Annotated in this window: 20 protein-coding genes; 18 read left to right on the top strand and 2 right to left on the bottom strand. The window is 65.8% G+C overall.

The window, feature by feature from the left end:
• Positions 1–2: 2 nt before the first annotated feature.
• The 7 genes from prfA (at position 3) to menA (ending at position 6,184) form a co-directional block, all read left to right on the top strand.
• Positions 3–1,088 carry a peptide chain release factor 1 gene (prfA, locus tag B5F90_RS00195; RefSeq protein WP_087359716.1) on the top strand — a complete coding sequence of 362 codons (1,086 nt, stop codon included), beginning with the start codon at positions 3–5 and terminating at the stop codon, positions 1,086–1,088.
• Positions 1,088–1,414, top strand: a complete 327-nt coding sequence (locus tag B5F90_RS00190; RefSeq protein ID WP_087359714.1) for a methylated-DNA--[protein]-cysteine S-methyltransferase — start codon at positions 1,088–1,090, stop codon at positions 1,412–1,414. Before prfA ends, B5F90_RS00190 begins: the two co-directional genes overlap by 1 nt.
• A 230-nt stretch (positions 1,415–1,644) precedes the next feature.
• Complete coding sequence (locus B5F90_RS00185; RefSeq protein WP_087359711.1) at positions 1,645–2,178, top strand: TonB-dependent receptor plug domain-containing protein; 534 nt, start codon at positions 1,645–1,647, stop codon at positions 2,176–2,178.
• Between the two features lie 251 nt (positions 2,179–2,429).
• On the top strand, positions 2,430–3,779 hold the full coding sequence (gene xseA, locus B5F90_RS00180) for an exodeoxyribonuclease VII large subunit (protein WP_087359708.1): 1,350 nt from the start codon (positions 2,430–2,432) through the stop codon (positions 3,777–3,779).
• A gap of 35 nt (positions 3,780–3,814) precedes the next feature.
• The gene (xseB, locus tag B5F90_RS00175) at positions 3,815–4,003 is read left to right on the top strand and encodes an exodeoxyribonuclease VII small subunit (protein ID WP_087359705.1); all 189 of its coding nucleotides are present in this window, start codon (positions 3,815–3,817) and stop codon (positions 4,001–4,003) included.
• Between the two features lie 208 nt (positions 4,004–4,211).
• Positions 4,212–5,231 (top strand): class I SAM-dependent methyltransferase, encoded by a 1,020-nt coding sequence (locus tag B5F90_RS00170; protein WP_204229514.1) that lies wholly within the window; start codon positions 4,212–4,214, stop codon positions 5,229–5,231.
• Positions 5,232–5,299: 68 nt separating this feature from the next.
• On the top strand, positions 5,300–6,184 hold the full coding sequence (menA, locus tag B5F90_RS00165; protein ID WP_087359702.1) for a 1,4-dihydroxy-2-naphthoate octaprenyltransferase: 885 nt from the start codon (positions 5,300–5,302) through the stop codon (positions 6,182–6,184).
• Positions 6,185–6,369: 185 nt separating this feature from the next.
• Here the strand turns inward: menA and B5F90_RS00160 are convergent, their stop codons facing one another.
• Positions 6,370–7,029: a hemolysin III family protein gene (locus B5F90_RS00160; protein WP_087359699.1), complete on the bottom strand. Its 660-nt coding sequence runs from the start codon at positions 7,027–7,029 to the stop codon at positions 6,370–6,372.
• A 79-nt stretch (positions 7,030–7,108) separates the two neighbouring features.
• Here B5F90_RS00160 and B5F90_RS00155 point away from each other — a divergent pair, with 79 nt between their 5' ends.
• The 11 genes from B5F90_RS00155 (at position 7,109) to B5F90_RS00105 (ending at position 20,243) form a co-directional block, all read left to right on the top strand.
• Positions 7,109–9,310, top strand: a complete 2,202-nt coding sequence (locus B5F90_RS00155; protein WP_087359696.1) for a RelA/SpoT family protein — start codon at positions 7,109–7,111, stop codon at positions 9,308–9,310.
• 69 nt (positions 9,311–9,379) lie between these two features.
• Positions 9,380–9,997 (top strand): GNAT family N-acetyltransferase, encoded by a 618-nt coding sequence (locus B5F90_RS00150; RefSeq protein ID WP_087359693.1) that lies wholly within the window; start codon positions 9,380–9,382, stop codon positions 9,995–9,997.
• An 88-nt stretch (positions 9,998–10,085) separates the two neighbouring features.
• The gene (locus B5F90_RS00145; protein ID WP_087359690.1) at positions 10,086–11,288 is read left to right on the top strand and encodes an argininosuccinate synthase domain-containing protein; all 1,203 of its coding nucleotides are present in this window, start codon (positions 10,086–10,088) and stop codon (positions 11,286–11,288) included.
• Entirely contained in the window at positions 11,285–12,247 is a 963-nt protein-coding gene (gene argC, locus B5F90_RS00140; RefSeq protein ID WP_087359687.1) for an N-acetyl-gamma-glutamyl-phosphate reductase, read from the top strand. The genes B5F90_RS00145 and argC overlap by 4 nt, the downstream gene beginning before the upstream one ends.
• Positions 12,248–12,383: 136 nt before the next feature.
• On the top strand, positions 12,384–13,511 hold the full coding sequence (locus B5F90_RS00135; protein ID WP_087359684.1) for an aminotransferase class III-fold pyridoxal phosphate-dependent enzyme: 1,128 nt from the start codon (positions 12,384–12,386) through the stop codon (positions 13,509–13,511).
• A gap of 23 nt (positions 13,512–13,534) precedes the next feature.
• Positions 13,535–14,494 carry an acetylornithine carbamoyltransferase gene (locus B5F90_RS00130; protein ID WP_087359681.1) on the top strand — a complete coding sequence of 320 codons (960 nt, stop codon included), beginning with the start codon at positions 13,535–13,537 and terminating at the stop codon, positions 14,492–14,494.
• Complete coding sequence (argB, locus tag B5F90_RS00125) at positions 14,491–15,276, top strand: acetylglutamate kinase (protein ID WP_087359679.1); 786 nt, start codon at positions 14,491–14,493, stop codon at positions 15,274–15,276. Before B5F90_RS00130 ends, argB begins: the two co-directional genes overlap by 4 nt.
• A gap of 207 nt (positions 15,277–15,483) precedes the next feature.
• Entirely contained in the window at positions 15,484–16,569 is a 1,086-nt protein-coding gene (locus B5F90_RS00120) for a M20 family metallo-hydrolase (protein ID WP_087359676.1), read from the top strand.
• Between the two features lie 81 nt (positions 16,570–16,650).
• A complete protein-coding gene (gene argH, locus B5F90_RS00115) occupies positions 16,651–17,949 on the top strand; it encodes an argininosuccinate lyase (protein ID WP_087359673.1) in 1,299 nt (432 codons plus the stop codon).
• A 402-nt stretch (positions 17,950–18,351) separates the two neighbouring features.
• Positions 18,352–19,485 (top strand): BACON domain-containing protein, encoded by a 1,134-nt coding sequence (locus tag B5F90_RS00110; protein WP_143256064.1) that lies wholly within the window; start codon positions 18,352–18,354, stop codon positions 19,483–19,485.
• Positions 19,482–20,243, top strand: coding sequence for a hypothetical protein (locus B5F90_RS00105; protein ID WP_087359668.1), 762 nt, complete (start codon positions 19,482–19,484; stop codon positions 20,241–20,243). The genes B5F90_RS00110 and B5F90_RS00105 overlap by 4 nt, the downstream gene beginning before the upstream one ends.
• Positions 20,244–20,660: 417 nt before the next feature.
• On the opposite strand, the gene B5F90_RS00100 is transcribed toward B5F90_RS00105, so the two are convergent.
• The gene (locus B5F90_RS00100) at positions 20,661–21,974 is read right to left on the bottom strand and encodes an MFS transporter (protein ID WP_087359665.1); all 1,314 of its coding nucleotides are present in this window, start codon (positions 21,972–21,974) and stop codon (positions 20,661–20,663) included.
• Between the last annotated feature and the right edge of the window lie 116 nt (positions 21,975–22,090).

Genomic DNA, 22,090 nt, shown 5'->3' with positions numbered 1-22,090 from the left:
TTATGGCAGACAACACCATACTGACCCGCCTCGACGGGTTGAAACTCAAGTACGAGGAGATTGGCCAGAAGCTCACCGACCCCGAAGTGATTGCCGACGTCAAGCAGTTCGTCCAGCTCAACAAGGAGTACAAGGAGCTCGAGCCCATCATCGAGACCTCGGAACGCTACCGCACGGCGCTGGCCAACCTGGCCGAAGCGAAGGATGTCCTGGTCAACGACAAGGACGAGGAGATGCGCGAGATGGCCCGCGGCGAAATCGCGGAGCTCGAGCCCGCCATCTCCCGCATGGAGGAGGAAATCAAGCTGCTGCTCATCCCCAAGGACCCGCAGGATGCCAAGAACGCCATCATGGAGATTCGCGGCGGCACGGGCGGCGACGAGGCGGCCCTCTTCGCCGGCGACCTGCTGCGCATGTACACCAAGTACATCGAGTCGAAGGGGTGGAAGTACGAAATCACCTCGGCCTCGGAGGGCGCCGCCGGCGGCTACAAGGAGGTGGTGATGAAGGTGACGGGGCAGAACGTCTACGGCACACTCAAATACGAGTCGGGCGTGCACCGCGTGCAGCGCGTCCCCCAGACCGAGACGCAGGGGCGCGTCCACACCTCGGCCGCCTCGGTGGCCGTGCTGCCCGAGGCGGAGGAGTTCGACGTCGAGATTTCGATGAACGACATCCGCAAGGATATCTTCTGCGCCAGCGGCCCGGGCGGGCAGTCGGTCAACACGACCTACTCGGCCATCCGCCTGACCCACATCCCGACGGGCATCGTCGTGCAGTGCCAGGACCAGAAGTCGCAGCTGAAGAACTTCGACAAGGCCTTCGAGGAGTTGCGCACGCGCGTCTTCAACCTCGAGTACTCGAAGTACCTCGACGAAATCGCCTCGAAGCGCAAGACGATGGTCTCGACGGGCGACCGTTCGGCCAAAATCCGCACCTACAACTACCCGCAGGGGCGCATCACCGACCACCGCATCAACTACACCATCTACAACCTGGCGGCCTTCATGGACGGCGACATCCAGGATGTCATCGACCACCTGATTGTGGCCGAGAACGCCGAGCGGCTCAAGGAGAGCGAGCTCTGATGTCCCGCACGAAGCACACGACGCTGCCCGCGGCACTCGACGCCGAGCTCTACGAGCTTGTCCGAGAGATTCCCGCGGGCAGCGTCGCCACATACGGCCAGCTGGCCCGGCTGCTCGGACGGCCCAACCATGCGCGGCTGGTCGGACGGCTGCTTGGAAGAGCTCCCTCCGACATCCCCTGCCACCGGGTGGTCAGCGCCTCGGGGCGCACCGTCGCGGCGTGGAGCGCCCAGCGCACGCTGCTCGAGGGCGAAGGGGTGCGCTTCCGTCCCAACGGAGCCGTCGACCTGCGGAGTTTTCTCTGGAGACCCGGGGCTCCGGAGTGAGGTCCGACGGCGGGGCGAGGTTCCGACAGCAGACGGAGCGAGGGGGTGCGAGGCCTGCCCGCAGAGAGGGGCCCGACAAAGCAAAGTCCCACCCGACCGAGGAGATAAGTCGCCAGCGCGGCAAAGCCCCCGGTGGAACAAGCCCCTGCCACCGGGACGAGCCCCGGAAAAGAGGGCGGCGCATGCAATAGGAGCCCCCGGCGAAACGTTATCCGAAAAAAGAGAACCGCATGAAACGACTGTTGCTCATACTGCTCCTCACGTCGGCACTCACGGCCGCCGCACAGGAGCCCCTCTATCTGGTCAACGGGAAGGAGGTCGACGAAATCAGCTCCATCCCGCCCGACGACATGGAGAGCGTCGAGATGCTCCCGGCCGACGAGGAGACCATCGCCCGCTACGGCGAGAAGGCCTACAACGGAGTGATGGTCGTCACGCTGCGCTACGACACCCCCGCCCGCTTTCCGGCCGGGGAGTCGTTCGACGCCTACATCGCCTCGCAGGTGAAGTGGCCCGAGGAGGAGACCGCCGCCCGCGTGGTGCTGCGCTACACCGTCACCCCCGAGGGGCGTACGGTGGCGGGCGACGAGCTGGAGTCGACCGACAGCCGCCTGCGCCGCCGCGTGCTGAAGGCCCTGGAGGAGGCCCCCCTCTGGGAGCCCGCCACCAAGAACGGCACCCCCGTGGCCAGCGAAGGGGTGCTGCGCATCCAGCTGCCCGAGGGCAAGCCGCTGCCCCGCCTTCCCGAGCTGATTTGGCGCTGAGCCGCCGCCCGCCCCGGCAACCGACTGAAGACCGAACCCCGCAACCACCGCCAGGCAGCCGCGCCCGCAACCCTCCAACCGCCAAATCCCGCAGCCACCCCGCAACCACCCTCCCGGCAGCCAAATCTCCGGCAGTCGCCCCCTCTGCAACCATCCGAAACCCCGTCCCGCACACCCATTCCCCGCAAAAAAGGGCACCGCACGGGCGGCCGCTTGTTTTTGCCGGGACAATCCACTATCTTTGCCTCCCGATGCAGCCATCGGCACATATCACCCTCGTGGAGTTGCAGCGACTCGTGAAGGAGCGTCTTCACGAGCAGTTCCCGCTGCCGCTCTGGGTCAGCGCCGAGATTGCCGAACTGAAGGTCAACTACTCGGGCCACTGCTACCTCGAGCTGGTCGAGAAGGGGGGCGACAACGGCGTGCCGCTGGCGCAGTCGCGCGCCGTCATCTGGCGCTCGGTCTACCCGCGCGTGGCCGCATACTTCGAGGCGGAGACCGGCCGCAAGCTCGCCCCCGGCATCCGCATCCTGGCCCGCGTGACGGTCAACTACCACGAACTCTACGGCTTCTCGCTCCAGATAACCGACATCGACCCCGCCTACACGCTGGGCGACATGGAGCGCCAGCGCCAGCAGACCATCGCCCGCCTGCAGCGCGAGGGGGTCTGGGAGATGAACCGCGAAACGGAGCTGCCCCCCGTCGTGCAGCGCATCGCGGTGGTCTCGAGCGCCCATGCGGCCGGCTATCAGGACTTCTGCCAGGAGCTGGCGAAGAGCCCCTATGCCTTCCGCACGGAGCTCTTCGACGCCTTCATGCAGGGCGACGCCGCCGAGGAGTCCATCATCGCGGCGCTCTGCGCCGTGGCCGAACGCTCCGAGGAGTTCGACGCCGTGGTCCTCATCCGCGGCGGCGGCTCGGCCAGCGACCTCAACTGCTTCAACGCCTACCGCCTCTGCGCCTACATCGCCCAGTTCCCGCTCCCCGTACTGACGGGCATCGGCCACGACAAGGATACGAGCGTGGCCGACATGGTGGCCCACACGGCGCTCAAGACCCCAACGGCAGTGGCCGGCTGGCTGGTTGACCGTGCGGCGCAGGTCGACGCCTGGCTGGACCGGGCCGCCGTGCAGCTTCACGACACCACCGTCGAGGCGATGCGCCGCGCCGAGCTGCAGCTTGAGCGCCTCACGGGCGAACTGCGGCGGCGGAGCGACGAGCTCGTGGCCCGCCGGCGCCTGCAGCTCGAACGGCTTGCGGGCGAGCTGTCACAGCGCTGCGCCACGCTCGTGGCCCGGCAGCGGCTGCTGCTCGAAGGGGCGGCCCGGGAGCTGCCCCGCGCCGTCGGGGAGCTGCTCACGCGCCAGCGCAACCGCCTCGCGGCGGCCGGCGAGCTGGTCGAGGCGCGCTCGCCGCGGCGGATTCTCAAGCTGGGATTCGCCGTCGTGCGCACCGGAGGGCGGGCCATCGCCTCGGTGCGCGGCATCGCGGGGGGCACGCCGCTCGAGATTGAGGTGGCCGACGGACGGCTCCGCGCCACGGCCGACGAAGAGCAGCCCTCCGGCGAGGAAGGCTCCCCGGAGGAGGCACCCCGCGCCTGAACCCATACCACAACGCACAAAACCATCCACGCACCATGGCCAAGAAAGAGATAAGCTACAGCGAGGCGATGGCCGAAATCGACAAGATTCTCGCCCGCCTGCGCAACGAAGAGATGGACGTCGACAGCCTCGCTGCCGAGGTCAAGCGGGCCACCGAGCTGATTGCCCGCTGCAAGGAGCGGCTCGGCAAGGCCGAAACCGAAGTCCGCAAGATTCTGGAATAACCCGCCGCACGCGCCTTCCGGCCGATGCCCGGCAACGCTGACCGCCGACACGCTGCGGGACATGCCCACCGGGGAAGGACAAACGTCCGCCGCCCGGCAAGAGCGGCACCGCACGACCGAAACACCCAACCGTCGGCCTGCCGAAGCCGAAGTCGGGACCGAAGCCGGAACCGGGTATAACAAGGAGCAATAAAAACACGTCACGCCTATGCGCCGAATCATCAAATGGGCCCTCAACCACCTGCCGCGCACGCTGCTGCAACGGCTTGCCGGCTGGATGGTGCCCCTTGCGGGGCTCTTCTACCGCGGCCGCCGGGTCGAGTGCCCCGTATGCGGCTCCCACTACCGCAAGTTCCTCCCCTACGGCTACGTCACCTCGCGCCCCAATGCGCTCTGCCCCCACTGCCTCTCGCTCGAACGCCACCGCCTGCTCTGGCTCTGGCTCGTGCGCGAGACGAGGCTGCTCGACGACTGCCCGCGGCTGCTGCACATCGCCCCCGAGGTCTGCCTGATGCGCCACCTCGGTCGCCTCTACGCGCAGCACCCCGAGCGCTACGTGACGGCCGACCTCGAGAGCCCGCTGGCGAAGCTCCACTTCGACGTGCAGCAGATTCCGCTCGAGGATGGCTTCGCCGAGGTGCTGCTCTGCAACCACATTCTCGAACATGTGGCCGACGACCGCCTCGCGATGCGCGAACTCTTCCGCGTGCTGCGTCCCGGCGGCTGGGGCGTCATCCTCTCACCCGTCGACCGCACGCGTGCCGCCACCTTCGAGGACGACTCCATCACCGACCCCGACGAGCGCACCCGCATCTTCGGGCAATACGACCACCGGCGCATCTACGGCCGCGACTATGCCGACCGGCTGCGCGAGGCGGGCTTCGAGGTGCTCGAACTCGACTACGCCGCCGCCTGCACCGCAGAGGAGCGCCGCCGCTACGCCCTCTGCAAGGACTGGCTCTACATCGTCCGCCGTCCGGCCGAGAGCGACCTTATCCGCAAGGCGCCCGCATCCGTGAACAGGGCCTCCGCCGCCGAAGAGGAGACCGCCGCCGAACCCGCCGCCGCGCCGGCCACGCCTGCCGCGCCTGCCGCGCCTGCCGCGCCTGCCGGAAAGACAACTGCCGCCGCTGAACCCACCGCCGAAGAGGCAGCCGCGGCCCGGCCGGCCAACGCCCCGACCCCTGAATCCACTGCCGAACCGGCCTCCCGACCGGCTCGGGCATGACACATACGCCCCGATTCCGCCCCCTTGTCCGACGGAAGCGAACCAACGTATCAAAACATCATTTGCCCATGAAGACAAATTCCCTGCGCGCATGGCTCCTCGCCGTGCGACCCTACAGCTTCGGCGCCACCTCGACGCCCATCATCGTCGCCTCGGCGCTGGCCTGGAGCGACGGCTCGTTCCACTGGCTGCCGGCACTGCTCTGCCTGCTCTTCGCGCTGCTGATGCAGTGCACGGCCAACCTGGTCAACGACCTCTGCGACTTCCAGAAGGGAGCCGACAGCCCCGAACGGCTCGGTCCCGACCGCGCCTTCGCCAAGGGCTTCATCACGCTGCGCGCCATGAAGTGGGGCATCGCCGCCTTCACCGTGGCGGGGGCCGCCGTCGGTCTGACGCTGCTGCACTACGGCGGCTGGGAGCTGCTGCTCGTCGGCGCCGCCTGCATCCTCTTCGCCTACCTCTACACCGCCGGGCCGTGGCCGCTGGCCTACCACGGACTGGGCGACGTGGCCGTCATCCTCTTCTTCGGCGTCGTCCCCGTCGGATTCACCTACTACATCCTTGCCCACGACTGGACGTGGGAGGTGACGCTGGCCGGACTGGCCTGCGGACTGGTCATCGACACGATGCTGATGGTCAACAACTTCCGCGACCGTGTGGAGGACGCCGCCAGCGGCAAGCGCACGATTGTCGTCTGCCTCGGCGCCGGGGTCGGACGCTGGGGATACTTCGCCCTCGGCACGACGGCCACGCTGCTCTGCCTCGCCTTCGCACTCTTCGGGCGGTGGGGCGCCGCGCTGCTGCCGCTGCTCTACTGGGTTCTCTTCTTCTTCACGTGGCGCAAGATGGTCCGCATCGACCACGGCGAGGAGCTCAACGTCTGCCTGGGCGAGACGGCCCGCAACCTCACCCTCTTCGGGGTGCTGCTCACCGTCGGGCTGCTGCTCGGCTGACGCGGCCGGAACAAGGCAAAGGCAAGAGGCGCCGCATCCTTTCGACGGGAGGATGCGGCGCCTCTGTTTTCGGGCGGGGCGGCCGGGCGAAATCTCAGAGACGGCGGGCGGCGGCGCAAACCGCCCGACGCGGCAACCAACGGCAGCAACCGGCGTCAGCAACCGCCCGGCTTCAACCGGCGGCCTCAATAGAGGTAGAAGACGATGCCCGCGAAGTGGCAGGCGGCGCCGAGGTTGATGAGCAGGTGCCAGACCAGATGGTGGTAGCGGAACCCCTTGCGGGCGTAGAACCACGCCCCGAGCGTATAGAAGAGGCCGCCCGCGGCGATGAGCCACAGCAGCTGCGTCGAGGCGTTGCGCAGGAAGAGCGGCAGGAAGAAGAGAATCGTCCACCCCATGACCAGATAGATGGTCAGGCTCACGGCCGGGAGCGAACGCCGCGAGAGCGACTTGTAGAATATCCCGAAGAGCACCATCGCCCACTGCAGCACGGCGATGAGCACGCCCTGCCACCCGCCGATGACCGAGAGGGCGATGGGGGTGTAGCTGCCGGCGATGGCCACGTAGATAAAGATGTGGTCCAGGATGTGGAAGACCGCCTTGTGCTTCGAGGCGGGATTCATCGAGTGGTAGAGCGTCGAGGCGAGGAACATGAGGAAGAGCGAGATGACGAAGATGCTCACCGAAACGCAGGCCAGCACCGGCTGAGGGTCGTGCAGATAGGCCCACACCGCCGCGAAGGGGAGGGCGCAGAGCGCCAGAAGCGACATCACGCCGTGGGAGATGGTATTGGCAACCTCCTCACCCAGCGTGGGAAAATAAATTCGATTGTTGATGCGCAACATGGTTTCCAGAGGGTTTGTTGTGGTCAAAAGTAGAAATTTTTTCATATCTTTGTACGGTTAGGTTATCGACAATCACAAAATGGACTATTCACGCTACGAAAAACTCCGCGCACTGGTGCGCGGGAGTTTCTCGTCCGAGACCCAGCGTCTGGTTGACGAGGCGCTGGCCTATGCGGACGAACGACTCGCCGGGATGACCCGTTACGACGGCTCCCCGCTGCTCGAACATGGAGCGGGGGTAGCCTGCATCGTCATCTCGGAAATCGGGCTGGGGCGCAACTCCACCCTCTCCTCCATCCTGCACGACGTGGTGCGCATCGCCCACAAGCAGCAGACGCAGGAGGAGTTCCTCGCGCTGATGAGCGACCTGCGCGCCCGCTTCGGCGAGCAGGTGGCCGGCATCACCATGGGGCTCTGCAACATCTCGGAGCTGAAGCTCAAGGTAGCCAACGAACAGGCGGGCAACTTCCGCGACCTGATTGTCAGCTACTCGGAGGACCCGCGCGTGATTCTCATCAAGCTGGCCGACCGGCTCGAGGTGATGCGCTCGCTCGACATCTTCCCGCGCGAGAAGTGGCGCAAGAAGAGCTGGGAATCGATGAACCTCTACGCACAGATTGCCCACAAGCTGGGTCTCTACGGACTCAAGAGCGAGCTGGAGGACATCGCCCTGAAGTACCTCGAGCCGAAGGACTACGAGCACATCGTGGCCAAGCTCGAAGAGAGTGCCGACGAGCGCCGCGCCTTCATCGCCCGCTTCATCGTCCCCATTGAGGAGCGGCTGCAGAAGCTGGGCATCCGCTACCACATCAAGAGCCGCACCAAATCGATATTCTCCATCTGGAACAAGATGCAGAAGCAGCGCGTCCCCTTCGAAGGGGTCTACGACATCTTCGCCATCCGCATCATCATCGACTGCCCGCTGGAGGATGAGAAGCGGCTCTGCTGGACGGTCTACTCCATCGTCACCGACTTCTACACGCCCAACCCCAACCGCATGCGCGACTGGATATCCATCCCCAAGTCGAACGGCTACGAGTCGCTCCACACGACCGTCTCGGCCGAGGGGCGGTGGGTCGAGGTGCAGATTCGCACCGAGCGCATGGACGCCGTGGCCGAGCGCGGTATCGCGGCCCACTGGCGCTACAAGGGGGTAGGTCAGGGCGCCGCCACCAGCGAGCAGTGGCTCAGCCGGCTGCGCGAGCTGATGGAGGATACGCCCCATGCGCTGGCGCAGCGCTTCGACGCCAAGCCCGCCACGGGTGAAATCTTCGTCTTCACCCCCAACGGCGACCTGCGCAAGCTGCCCGAGGGGGCCACGCTGCTCGACTTCGCCTTCGACATCCACACCAATCTGGGGGCCACCTGCTCGGGCGGCAAGGTGAACAACCGCGCCGTCTCGATTCGCGAGGTGCTCCACAACGGCGACATCGTCGAGATTCTCACCCAGAAGAACCAGACGCCCAAGGCCGACTGGCTCTCGGTGGTGGTCACCTCGAAGGCGCGCAACAAAATCAAGTCCTTCCTGCGCGAGGAGCAGGCCAAGCATGCCCGCATGGGACGCGAGGAGCTCGAACGCAAGCTCAAGAACTGGAAATTCCCGCTCACGATGGACGAGGCGGTGGCCTACCTGGCCAAATACTTCAAGGTGCGGACCGGCACCGAGGTCTACGGCCTCATCGCGACGCAGAAAGTCGACCTGGCCTCCATCAAGGAGATTCTCACGCGCCACATCTCGGGTGCGGCCGAGGAGGAGCGGCGCGCCGCGGCGGCCGAGGTCGAACGTGCGAAGGCCGCAGCGCGCGAGGCGGCCCCCGCACGGAGCAGCGATGCGCTGATTATCGACGACGACATCTCGAAAATCCAGTACAAGCTGGCGCGCTGCTGCAACCCCATCAAGGGCGACGAGGTCTTCGGCTTCGTCACCATCGGCTCGGGCATCACCATCCACCGCACCGACTGCCCCAATGCGCGGCGCATGCGCGAGCGCTACCCCCACCGCGTCATCGAGGCGCGCTGGCGCTCGACGGCCGAGGGCTCCTTCCGCGCCTCCATCCGCATCGTGGCGGCCGACATGACCGGCATGGCCAACCACATCACCGAGGTCATCAGCCGCGACCTGAAGCTCAACATCCGCTCGATGAACTTCTCGGCCGCCTCGGGCGGCTGCGTCGAGGGGGTCGTGAGCGTCGAGGTCCCCGGCGCCGCGGTGGTCGACACGCTCATCCACTCCATCATGCGCATCAAGGGGGTGCAGCGGGCCTACCGCATCAACAACTGACGCGCGGTCGGGGGGGCGAGGCCACGTATGTTCCATGAACATTTCCTTTTTTATTTTACTATCAGATAAATGAATAACAAATCCATCAGCGTCGTTTTCGCCGACTCGTCGCATGCGCACTACGCACAGCGTATCTGCGACCTCATCTACGAGTCGGCCCTGCAGCGGGGCACGGGCATCGCCAAGCGGTCGCCCGAGTACATCGCGGCGAAGATGACCGGCGGCAAGGCCGTCGTGGCGCTGGACGGCGAGAAGCTCATCGGCTTCAGCTACATCGAGTGTTGGGAGCACGGCGATTTCGTCGCGACCTCCGGATTGATTGTCGACCCCGAGTACCGTCACATGGGACTCGCGGAGCAAATCAAACGACGAACATTCGAGCTGGCCCGACGACGATTCCCCTATGCGAAGTTATTCAGCATCACCACGTCGCTTCCGGTCATGAAGCTCAACTCGCGGATGGGATACGTTCCCGTGACTTTCTCGGAACTGACCGACGACGAAGAGTTCTGGCAGGGCTGCCAGGGATGTTGCAACTACGACATCCTCCAGCGCAACAACCGGCGGATGTGCCTCTGCACGGGCATGCTCTATGACCCGGCCAAGGAGCAGCCCCGGCAGTCGCGGCTGGCACCCTACGTGATGTTCATCCGCAACCGGTTCCGCAAGCTCTTCCACCTCAAGTAGCGGGAAGGCAGACGGAGCACACGCTCTCCGGGACGGTTTCCGGAGGGAGACAGACAACGAAAAACGTAAAATAAAAAGACAGGCAACAATGGAAAAGAAGAAAGTGGTACTGGCGTTCAGCGGCGGTCTGGACACCTCGTTCTGTGTAAAATACCTCTCCGAAGAGAAGGGTTACGACGTATATACGGCCATCGCCAACACGGGCGGCTTCTCGGCCGAAGAACTGGCGCGCATCGAAGAGCGCGCCCTGGCGCTGGGCGCCGTGAAGCACGCCACGCTCAACATCGAGCAGGAGTACTACGAAAAGAGCATCCGCTTCATGGTCTACGGCAACATCCTGCGCAACGGCACCTACCCCATCTCGGTCAGCTCGGAGCGCATCTTCCAGGCCATCGCCATCATCGAGTATGCCAAGCAAATCGGCGCCGACGCCGTGGCCCACGGTTCGACCGGCGCGGGCAACGACCAGGTGCGCTTCGACCTGACGTTCCAGGTGCTAGCCCCCGACATCGAAATCATCACCCCGACGCGTGACCTGACCCTCACGCGCGAATACGAAATCGACTACCTGCGCCGCCACGGCTTCGAGGCCGACTTCCGCAAGATGGAGTACTCCATCAACAAGGGGCTCTGGGGCACCTCCATCGGCGGCCGCGAGACGCTCCACTCGGAGCAGACGCTTCCCGAGGAGGCCTACCCGAGCCAGATTACCGCCACGGGCGAGGAGACGCTCCGCCTGGGCTTCACCGAGGGCGAGCTCACATCGGTCAACGGCACCCCCTACACCGACCACGTCGAGGCCATCCGCGCCGTCGAGGCCATCGGCTCGCGCTACGGCATCGGCCGCGACATGCACATCGGCGACACCATCATCGGCATCAAGGGACGCGTGGGCTTCGAGGCTGCCGCCCCGATGCTGATTATCGCCGCCCACAAGATGCTCGAGAAGCACGTGCTGACCAAGTGGCAGCTCTACTGGAAGGAGCAGGTGGCCACCTGGTACGGCATGTTCCTCCACGAGGCGCAGTACCTCGAGCCGGTCATGCGCGACATCGAGGCGATGCTCCTCTCGTCGCAGCGCAACGTCACGGGCGAGGTTGAGCTGACGCTCCGTCCGCGCTGCTTCACGCTGGTGGGCGTCTCGTCGACGTTCGACCTGATGAAGACCGACTTCGGCGAGTACGGCGAGGTGAACAAGGCCTGGACGGCCGACGACGTGAAGGGCTTCACGAAGATTCTGGCCAACCAAATCAAGATTTACTACAACGTCCAAAAGCGCAACGGACGATGATACGGGTCGGAATCATCGGCGGCGCCGGCTATACGGCCGGCGAGCTGCTCCGCCTGCTGGTGAACCATCCCGGGGTCGAGCTGGGCTTCGTCCACAGCACGAGCCATGCGGGCGATGCACTCACGGAGGTCCACGCGGGGCTCGACGGCCAGACCGGGCTGCGCTTCTGCGCGGAGTACGACCTGCAGGAGGTCGACGTGGTCTTTCTCTGCTCGGCCCACGGCGAGAGCCGCAAGTGGCTCGCCGCGCAGCAGCTCCCCGAGTCGCTGCGCATCATCGACCTGGCGCAGGACTTCCGCGACGAGAGCGAAGGGTTCGTCTACGGACTGCCGGAGCTCTGCCGCGAGCGGATTCGCGCGGTGCGCCGCGTGGCCAATCCGGGCTGCTTCGCCACGGCCATCCAGCTGGCGCTGCTGCCTCTGGCGGCGACCGGGCTGCTCGAGGACGAGGTGCACGTAACGGGCATCACCGGCTCGACCGGCGCCGGGGTGAAACCCTCGGCGACGACCCACTTCAGCTGGCGGAGCGACAACATCTCGGTCTACAAGTGCTTCACGCACCAGCACCTGCTCGAAATCGGCCGCAACCTGCGGCAGCTGCAGCCCTCGTTCGACCGCGACATCAACTTCGTCCCCATGCGGGGCGACTTCACCCGCGGCATTCTGGTCAGCCTCTACACGCGCTGCCGGCTCGACGAGCGGGAGGCTCGGCTCCTCTACGGCGACTACTACGAAGGGGCGGCCTTCACCCTCATGACGGAGCAGTACCCCGACCTCAAACGGGTGGTCAACACCAACCGCGCGCTGCTGCACGTGGCCCGCTACGGCGACAAGCTGCACGTGGTGTCGGTCATCGACAACCTGCTCAAGGGGGCCTCGGGCCAGGCCGTGCAGAACCTCAACCTGATGTTCGGTCTGGACGAGCGCGAGGGGCTGCGGCTCAAGGCCAGCGCCTTCTGATTCCCCACCCGGTGCCAGGGCACTCCCCGGCGCCCGACAGAACCCATCCGGCAGTGTCCCGACCCGCGTCGGGATGCGGCCGGGTGTATTCACCCCCAAACAACCGGGGGTCCACTCACCCAAAAACAACACGTACATGAAACCATTCAACGTATATACGCTCTACCCCACGGAGCCCGTCCGGGGCCGCGGCAACTTCGTCTACGACGCCGCCGGCACCGAGTACCTCGACCTCTACGGCGGCCATGCGGTCATCTCGCTCGGCCATGCCGACGAGACCTACGTCGACCGCATCGCGAAGCAGGTCGCACGACTGGGCTTCTACTCCAATTCGGTCGAAAATTCGCTCCAGTGCGAGCTGGCCGAGCGTCTGGGCCGCGCATCGGGCTACGACGACTACGCGCTCTTCCTCTGCAACTCGGGGGCCGAGGCCAACGAGAACGCCATGAAGCTGGCCTCGTTCCATACGGGCCGCTCGCACATCCTCGCCTTCACGGGTGCCTTTCACGGCCGCACGTCGGGGGCCGTCGCCGCGACGGACAATGCGGCGCTCCGCGCCCCCTTCAACGCGACGGACCACGTCGAGTTCGCCCCGCTGGGCGACCTGCAGCGGGTCGAGGAGCTGCTCGCGACGGGGCGCTTCGCCGCCGTCATCATCGAGGGCATCCAGGGCGTTGCGGGCATCCGCGTCCCCTCGGACGACTTCCTGCGCGGGCTGCGCGAGGCGACCCGCCGCCACGGCGTGCAGCTCATCCTCGACGAAATCCAGTCGGGCTACGGCCGCACGGGGCAGTTCTTCGCCCACCAGAAGGCGGGCATCCGCCCCGACCTGATTACCGTCGCCAAGGGGATGGGCAACGGCTTCCCCATCGGAGGCGTGCTCATCGCCCCCCACTTCGAGGCGAGGCCGGGGATGCTGGGCACCACCTTCGGCGGCAACCACCTGGCCTGCGCCGCCGCGCTGGCCGTGCTCGAGGTGATGGAGCGCGACCGCCTCATGGAGAATGCCGCCGCGACGGGCAGCTACCTGCTCGACCGGCTGAGCCGCATCGAAGGGGTGCACGACGTGCGGGGCCGCGGCCTGATGCTGGGCTTCGACGTCGAGGGGTCGGGGGCCGACTTCCGCCGCCGGCTGCTCTTCGAGAAGCACATCTTCACGGGCGGCGCCGGGAAGTCGACCGTCCGCCTGCTGCCGGCCCTCACGCTCACGCGCGAGCTGGCCGACCGCTTCCTCACTTCGCTCGGAGAGCTGCTCCGGGCCTGAACCGAAAAAAAAGAACGCAAGCCATGAAAAAATTTACCTGCGTAGAAGATATCGGCGACCTGCACCGTGCCGTCGCCGAGGCATTTGAAATCAAGCGCGACCGCTTCCGCCATACGGAGCTGGGGCGCAACCGCACGCTGCTGATGCTCTTCTTCAACTCGAGCCTCCGCACCCGCCTCTCGACCCAGAAGGCGGCGATGAATCTGGACATGAACGTCATGGTGCTCGACGTGAACCAGGGCGCCTGGAAGCTCGAGACCGAGCGCGGCGTGGTGATGGACGGCGACAAGGCCGAGCACCTGCTCGAGGCGATTCCCGTCATGGGCTCCTACTGCGACATCATCGGCGTGAGGTCGTTCGCCCGCTTCCGCGACCGCGCCGAGGACTACGAGGAGCGCGTGCTCGAGGAGTTCATCCGCTACTCGGGGCGCCCCGTCTTCTCGATGGAGGCCGCCACGCGCCACCCGCTGCAGAGCTTCGCCGACCTGCTCACCATCGAGGAGTACAAGCGCACGGAGCGTCCCAAGGTGGTCATGACCTGGGCGCCCCACCCCAACGCGCTGCCGCAGGCCGTCCCCAACTCCTTCGCCGAGTGGATGAACGCCGCCGGCTACGACTTCGTCATCACCCACCCCGAGGGGTACGAACTCGACCCGAAGTTCGTCGGCCACGCCCGCGTGGAGTACGACCAGCGGAAGGCGTTCGAGGGGGCCGACTTCGTCTATGCGAAGAACTGGGCCGCCTATACGGGCGACAACTACGGCAAGGTGCTGAGCCGCGACCGCTCGTGGACCGTCACGGCCGAGAAGATGGCCCTCACCCGCGACGCCTACTTCATGCACTGCCTGCCCGTGCGGCGCAACATGATTGTCACCGACGAGGTCATCGAGTCGCCGCGCTCGCTGGTCATCCCCGAGGCCGCCAACCGCGAAATATCGGCACAGGTGGTGCTCAAGAGGCTGCTGGAGGGGCTCGCACAATGAGGAGCGTCACGGTGATGAAAATCGGGGGCAACGTCATCGACGACCCCGCGGCGTTGAAGCGCTTCCTCGCCCAATTCGCCGCACTCAAGGGGCCCAAGGTGCTGGTCCACGGCGGCGGAAAGCTCGCCACGCGGCTCGCCGAGCGGCTCGAGCTGAAGACGCAGATGGTCGACGGCCGCCGCATCACCGAACGGGGGACGCTCGACGTGGTGACGATGGTCTACGCCGGACTCATCAACAAGCAGCTCGTCGCCGGCCTCCAGGCCGAGGGGTGCAACGCGCTGGGGCTGTCGGGCGCCGACGGTAACGTCGTCACGGCGCACCGCCGGGCCCCCGAGCCGATTGACTACGGCTTCGTGGGCGACATCGAGCGGGTGGACGACGCCCTGCTCGAGCGGCTGCTCGAGGCGGGGCTGACGCCCGTCTTCCCGGCCATCATGCACGACGGCCGCGGGACGCTGCTCAACTGCAACGCCGACGGGGTGGCCACGGCACTCGCCACGGCGCTCGCCCGCCGCATGCCGACCGACCTGGTCTTCTGCTTCGAGAAGCGCGGTGTGCTGCGCAACCCCGACGACGAGGGGTCGGTCATCCCCGAAATCACGGCCGACGACTTCGCGGCGCTGCGCGCCGAGGGGGTTGTCAGCAAGGGGATGCTGCCCAAAATCGAGCAGGCGCTGAAGGCCGTCGAGGCGGGGGTGCGCAGCGTTGTCATCCGCAGCGCCGACCATCTGGACGAGCCCTCGGGCACCGTCATCCGCCGCCGGGCGGCCGAGCAGTGAGACCCTCAGACCGGGCGGCCGGGCTGTAACCCCTTCGGGCCGGACGGTGGAGCAAAGACCTCCCCGGGTCAGGCAGCTGCACAATGGCCCTTTCGGGCCGGACGGCACATCCCGCAGCGCCCTTCCCCTCCCCCGAAGCGGCCCCGCAACGCCGCTCGGCCGCAAGACAAGGCCACAACAACAGACGAACCAAAGAGACGGAAAACCATGCAGGAGAACCTTCACCACGCAGCCGACGAGGCCGTCGGGCTGCTGCGCGAGCTCATCGCGCGCCCCTCGCACTCACGCAGCGAGGAGGCGACGGCCGGGCTGCTCTTCGACTTCCTTGCCGAGCGCGGGGCCGCCCCCGAGCGGCTCCACAACAACGTCTGGGCCCGCTCCGAGGGGTTCGACCCCGCACGGCCGACGCTGCTGCTCAATTCGCACCACGACACCGTACGCCCCGCGGGCGGATATACGCGCGACCCCTACACCCCCACCGTCGAGGGCGACCGGCTCTACGGTCTGGGGAGCAACGACGCCGGGGCCTCGGTCGTCTGCCTGACGGAGACCTTCCTCGCCTGGCGGCGTCGGCCGCTGCCGTTCAACCTCGTGCTGGCGCTCTCGGCCGAAGAGGAGTGCATGGGCGAGCATGGGATGCGGGCGCTGCTGCCGGCGCTCGGGCGCATCGACATGGCGCTCGTGGGCGAGCCCACCCGCATGCAGGCGGCCGTCGGCGAGCGGGGGTTGGTCGTGCTCGACTGCACGGCCCGCGGCCGCAGCGGCCATGCGGCGCGCGGCGAGGGGGTCAACGCCCTCTACATCGCGCTGGACGACATCGTACGGCTGCGCACGCTGCGCTTCGAGCGCTGCTCGGAGCTGCTGGGCCCCGTGGGCATCGCCGTGACGCAGATTGAGGCCGGCACGCAGCACAACGTCATCCCCGACCGGTGCCGCTTCGTGGTCGACGTCCGCACCACCGACGCCTACACCAACGAAGAGACGGTCGAGCTGCTGCGCCGCGAGCTCCGCTCCGAGGCCGTGCCCCGCTCGACACGCGTCCGCGCCTCGGCCCTCGCGGCGGAGCATCCGCTCTGCCGCGCCGCACGGGCCGCCGGCTGCACGACCTTCGTCTCGCCGACCACCTCCGACATGGCGCTCATGCCCTTCCCCTCGCTCAAGATGGGGCCCGGCGACTCGGCCCGCTCGCACACGGCCGACGAGTACGTGCGGCTTCCGGAGCTTGAGGCCGGCATCACCGGCTACGACACCTTCATCGAGGCGCTCCGCCGCGAGGCGGAACACCTCGGCTGACCCTTCGGCGGGGAGCGCCCCACGGCGGCGCACTCCGCACGCATGTTTCACCTTTCACCCGAAAAAACGCAACATACCGATATGGCAGGAAAACTCTGGGACAAGGGCTTCGAGCCCGACGCACACATCGAAGCCTACACCGTGGGCAACGACCGCGAACTCGACCTGCGGCTGGCCCGCTACGATGTCGAGGGGTCGCTGGCCCACATCACGATGCTCGAGAGCATCGGACTGCTCACCCGCGACGAACTGGAACGGCTGACGGCCGGATTGAAGGAGATTGCCGCCGAGATTGAGGCGGGGCGCTTCGAGATTGAGCCCGACACCGAAGATGTACACTCGCAGGTCGAGCTGCTGCTCACCCGCCGTCTGGGCGACGTAGGCAAGAAGATTCACTCGGGCCGTTCGCGCAACGACCAGGTGCTCGTCGACCTCAAGCTCTTTCTGCGCGACGAGCTGCGGCAGACGGCGGCGGCCGTCCGCACGCTCTTCGACCGGCTGCAGGAGCTCAGCGAGCGCTACCGCGACGTGCTGATGCCGGGCTACACCCATCTGCAGGTGGCCATGCCCTCGTCGTTCGGTCTCTGGTTCGGCGCCTACGCCGAGACGCTCGTCGACGACCTGCGCCTGGTGGCGGCCGCCTACCACATCGCCAACCAGAATCCGCTGGGCTCGGCGGCGGGCTACGGCTCGTCGTTCCCGCTCGACCGCACGATGACCACGCGGCTGCTCGGCTTCGAGACGCTCCACTACAGCGTCGTGGCGGCGCAGATGAGCCGCGGCAAGTGCGAACGGGCCGCCGCCAACGCCATTGCGGCCGTCGCCGCGACCGTCGGGCGGCTGGCCATGGATGTCTGCCTCTTCATGAGCCAGAACTTCGGCTTCGTCTCGCTGCCCGACGAGCTGACCACCGGCTCGAGCATCATGCCCCACAAGAAGAACCCCGACGTCTTCGAGGTGATGCGGGGGCGCTGCAACCGGCTGCAGTCGGTGCCCAACGAAATCGCCCTGCTGACGACCAACCTGCCGTCGGGCTACCACCGCGACCTGCAGCTGCTCAAGGATATCCTCTTCCCGGCGACAAGCGAAATCCGCCGCACGCTCGCCATGTGCACCTTCATGGTGGACAGCCTGCGCGTCAACACCCACATCCTCGAGGATGCGCGCTACGACTACCTCTTCACGGTCGAGGAAGTGAACCGGCTGGTGCTCGAGGGGGTTCCCTTCCGCGAGGCCTACCGCCGCGTCGGCATGGAGGTCCAGCGGGGCGAATACCGCCCCGTCAAGGAGGTGCACCACACCCACGAGGGGAGCATCGGACGGCTCTGCACCGAGGAAATCCGCCGCAAGATGGAGTCGGTGATGAAGGAGTTCGAATAACGCCACAGGCACCGCACCACGGGCGCAACGACCGTACGGGCCGCCGCTCTGCAGCAGGAAGGGCTTCCGAAAGGGAACCTCCACGGGGCAGGGCGGCGGCCCTTTTTTTCGCTGCGGGAGGGCTGCCGGGGCAAAAAAATCACTTTTTTTCTAAAAAAATTATTGTTCGCCTCCGGAGCCTGCCGCGGCACAAATGTCACCAAACGAAACCCTTTTCTTCCAAAATCGTAAGCCCAATCCGGCAAAAACGGCCCGAAACCCCGCTCCGCGCCGGAGCCGGCCCGCCCCCGGGCACTTGCATAATTGCCTCAAACAACTAACTTTGTAAAAAGGATTGCTCCTCCGGGGCACTCCTTTCCCTTTTTTCCCACATGTTTCACCCCCTTAAAAACATTTGTGCTTATGAAGAGATTTTGGACCCATCGGTGCTTTGCGGCGCTGTTTGCCGTGCTGCTGTTGACGACAACCGGTTGCAAGGAGGACAATGCGGAGGAACCCGCTCCCCCGTCGAACGTGACGACGACCCTGCAGCCTGAAGTGGTTCCCGCCGAGGGAGGAACGATAACCATCACCTGTGCCATCGAGAATCCCGTGACGTCGGCCCGCCTCGAGGCCCGCACCGACGAGGAGTGGATAACCAACCTCACCGTGCTCGAGCAGGAGGCCAAGGTGACGGCCGTCGCCACCGCCAACGAGCTTCTGGAGGAGCGCACCGGTACCGTGACGCTCGCCTACGACGGCAAGGAGTACCCCGTCGAGATAACCCAGTCGGCCCGCGTGCTGCCCTATGCGCTCACGGCGACCGGGATAACCCACTGCGACGCCCTCATCAGCATCGTGCCCGTCGACAAGGAGGCCGCCTACTACTCGGCCGTTGCCCCGGCCGAAGGGTTCGATGCCGCCACCGTCGCCGCACAGAACCTCGCAGCCTTCACCGCCGCGGCCGAAGAGGCCGGCCAGAGCCTCGCGGAGTACCTCGCCACCGTCACCCGGAGCGGCGACGCGGAGTACCACCCCGCACGGCTGACCCCCGAGACCTCCTACGTGGCCTACGCCTACGGCATCGACCAGTCGGGCACCGCAACGAGCGAAGTGGTCGTCTGCACCTTCGACTCGCAGGCCGTAGCCGCGGGCGAGATGACCGGCAGCACCATCGAAATCGAGGCGCAGAGTCTCACCTCGACCTCGGTAGCCGTCCTCTTCAAGCCCTCCGACCCCTCAATCTATTACTACTACGAGATGTTCGATGCGGCGGGCTACGAGGAGGTGCGCGACAACCTGCCGGCCCATATCTACAACTACTACATCGAGCAGGTGACCGACTACTGGTCGCTCGAGATGGCCGTGAAGTACTCGAGCGCCTATGGTGAGAAGACGGTGCAGAGCAAGGAGCTCACCCCCGAGACGACCTACTATGCGCTGGCCGTGGGCGTGAACCTCGAAGGACTCATCAACACCGAGGTGGCCGTACTCGAAATCACCACCCCCGAAGAGACCCCATCGACTACGGCTTCACCTTCAGCACCGACGCCGTGACGGCCACCGGAGCCACCGTGACGGTCACCCCCAACGACGTGCGCGCCTTCTACTACTGGGACGTGATGACCGACGCCGAGTACACGGAGCTGAACGGCGACGAGGAGAAAATCGCCGCCTACTTCCTCGAGAAGATGGATGCCAAGCGCATCGAGCAGTACGGCGACTACGCGATGTTCTTCCCGCTGCCCAGCTACATCGTCTCGCAGTGCTCCGAAGGGTTCGACGGGCCGGACAGCTACACCTTCGGCACGCTCTCGCCCGCAACGACCTACCATCCCTACGCCTTCTGGGTTGACCAGGAGACCGGAGAGCCCTCCTCGGAGACCTCCTTCGGCGAGGCCTTCACCACCAAGGAGCTGACCTTCTCGAACGCCGCGGCCGAGCCGACGCTCTGGCTCACCGACGGAGACGACTGGGCCGACCTCAGCCCCATGGGCTACATGTTCCTCCGCGGGCTGGCCGTCCCCGGCGCACGCCTTGAGCCCAATGCCGACGCCGCGCACTGGTATTCGAACATCTACAAGGCTGCAGACATCGCCTCGACGGATGACCTGCTGCTGGGCTCGTCGCTCATCAACAGCAGCTACAACATGGACAAGAGCTCCTACAACCTCTCCTACGGCGTGGCGTGGGACGACACCGAGTATGTGATTGTCAGCATCGCCGTCGACGCCGAGGGCAACCGCGGCGAGCTGCGCAAGGTTCCCTTCAAGGTCGACAAGTCGCTGGTCGAGGAGCTCACCGAGCTGCCGTAACGGCCGCGGCCGCGGGCGGAGGAGGTCCCTGCCTCCGCTCCGGCCGGCGGTCGCCGGCCCCGAAGAGGGCCGGTCCGGAGCATTGACGGCCCTGCGAAGGTTCGGGCCGAATGGTTGCAAGCCCGAAGGGTTGCAGGCCCGAAAAGTTGTTGGTCCGAAAAGCTGTTGGTCCGAAAAGCTGTTGGTCCGAAGGGTTGCAGTCCCGAAAAGCTGTTGGCACGAAGGGTCTCAGGCCCGGCTCCGCAGGCCATCCTGCCCGCCGCCCGAACCCGGGGCTTCAGCTCCTCCACATCGGCTCTCCGCGGACATGGGCCCCGGACTCCGGAGACGACAGCGGCCAAAACGGCAACGCCCAAAACGAAGCGTCCCGCCTCCACAGAGAGGCGGGACGCTTTTTCGTTGCGGTGCGGAAGCGAATCAGTCGACCGGAATATCCTTGTTGACGTTCTTCGAACCGACGAGCGCGTAGTAGAGGATGTAGCAGAGGCAGAGGATGATGACCCAGTAGCTGGCCAGATAGCCGGCCAGGTCGGCTACGTAGCCCTGGATGAGCGGAAGGATACCGCCACCGCAGACCATCACCATGAAGATGCCCGAGCCTACCGAGGTGTACTTGCCCAGACCCTCAACGGCCAGGTTGAACAGGCCGCCCCACATCACCGAGGTGCAGAGGCCGCACAGCACGAAGAAGACCACGCCCACGGGAACGCTCGCCAGACCGAAGCTGATGTCCGAACGGAAGACGGGCATCGAGACCGTGGCGGTCGTCGGAGCGAAGATGCCGATGAGGACGAAGATGATGGCCAGAGCGCTGACGAAGGCAATTTGCACGCGGCTCGAGACCTTGGCGCCAACCAGACCGCCCAGCAGACGGCCACACATCATCAGGAACCAGTAGGTGCCCACCACCGAACCGGCGATGGCCGTGTCGAGCCCCATGCCGACGGCGCCCGAGGCCCCGTCACGCGCCGAGGTGAGGAAGAGGTTGATGAAGTTGGGGATGCCCACCTCGACACCCACATAGATGAAGATGGCCACCGTACCCAGTACGAAGTGACGGAACGACATGGGACCGTACTTGTCGTTGGCGTCCTTCTTCTCCTCGAGGGCGTAGGGTTCGGGAATCTGCATGAGCCACAGCACGATGAATGCCACGGCGAAGATACCCATCGCGATGAAGAGGGCGGGAGCCGCGTCGCTCAGGCGTGCCTTGGCCACGTCACCCATGAGGTAACCCACCAGCACGGGGACAATCGTCGCCGAGATGGAGTTGAGCGAACCGCCGAACTGGATGAGCTGGTTGCCGCGCTTGCCGCCGCCACCCAGCGTGTTGAGCATCGGGTTGACCACCGTGTTGAGCATGCACATCGAGAAGCCCGAGATGAAGGCGCCGACCAGATAGACATAGAAGGGGGCAAACGAGGTGCCGTCGCCCGAGCCGGTGCGGCCGGCGAGGAACTGGACACCCACGCCGATGAAGCCGACGGCGATGGCGGCCAGCGCCGTCTTCTTGTAGCCGATGCGCTTGAGCATCAGACCTGCCGGAAGTCCCATGAAGAAGTAGGCGATGAAGTTGGCGGCATTACCCAGCTGCGACATCCAGTTCGGAAGGGCGAACTGATGCTTGACGATGACACCCAGAGGGTTGGTGAGGCCCGTCACGAAGGATATCATCGCAAAGAGCGCGAACATCATGATGATGGGCAGGATGTAACTTTTTTTCTGTTCCATTACGAGTTTATTTAGGTTTTTGTTCTGTCTGTTCCGTCATCCGGCGACGCACTCACTCACATACACGCTCTTCACTCCTGCTCACCGATGTCTGTTTTTCATGTCATGTGTCATGC

This window comes from Alistipes sp. An31A, from assembly GCF_002159425.1.
Classification (GTDB): domain Bacteria; phylum Bacteroidota; class Bacteroidia; order Bacteroidales; family Rikenellaceae; genus Alistipes; species Alistipes excrementigallinarum.
This window is presented reverse-complemented; position numbering and strand designations above follow the sequence as displayed.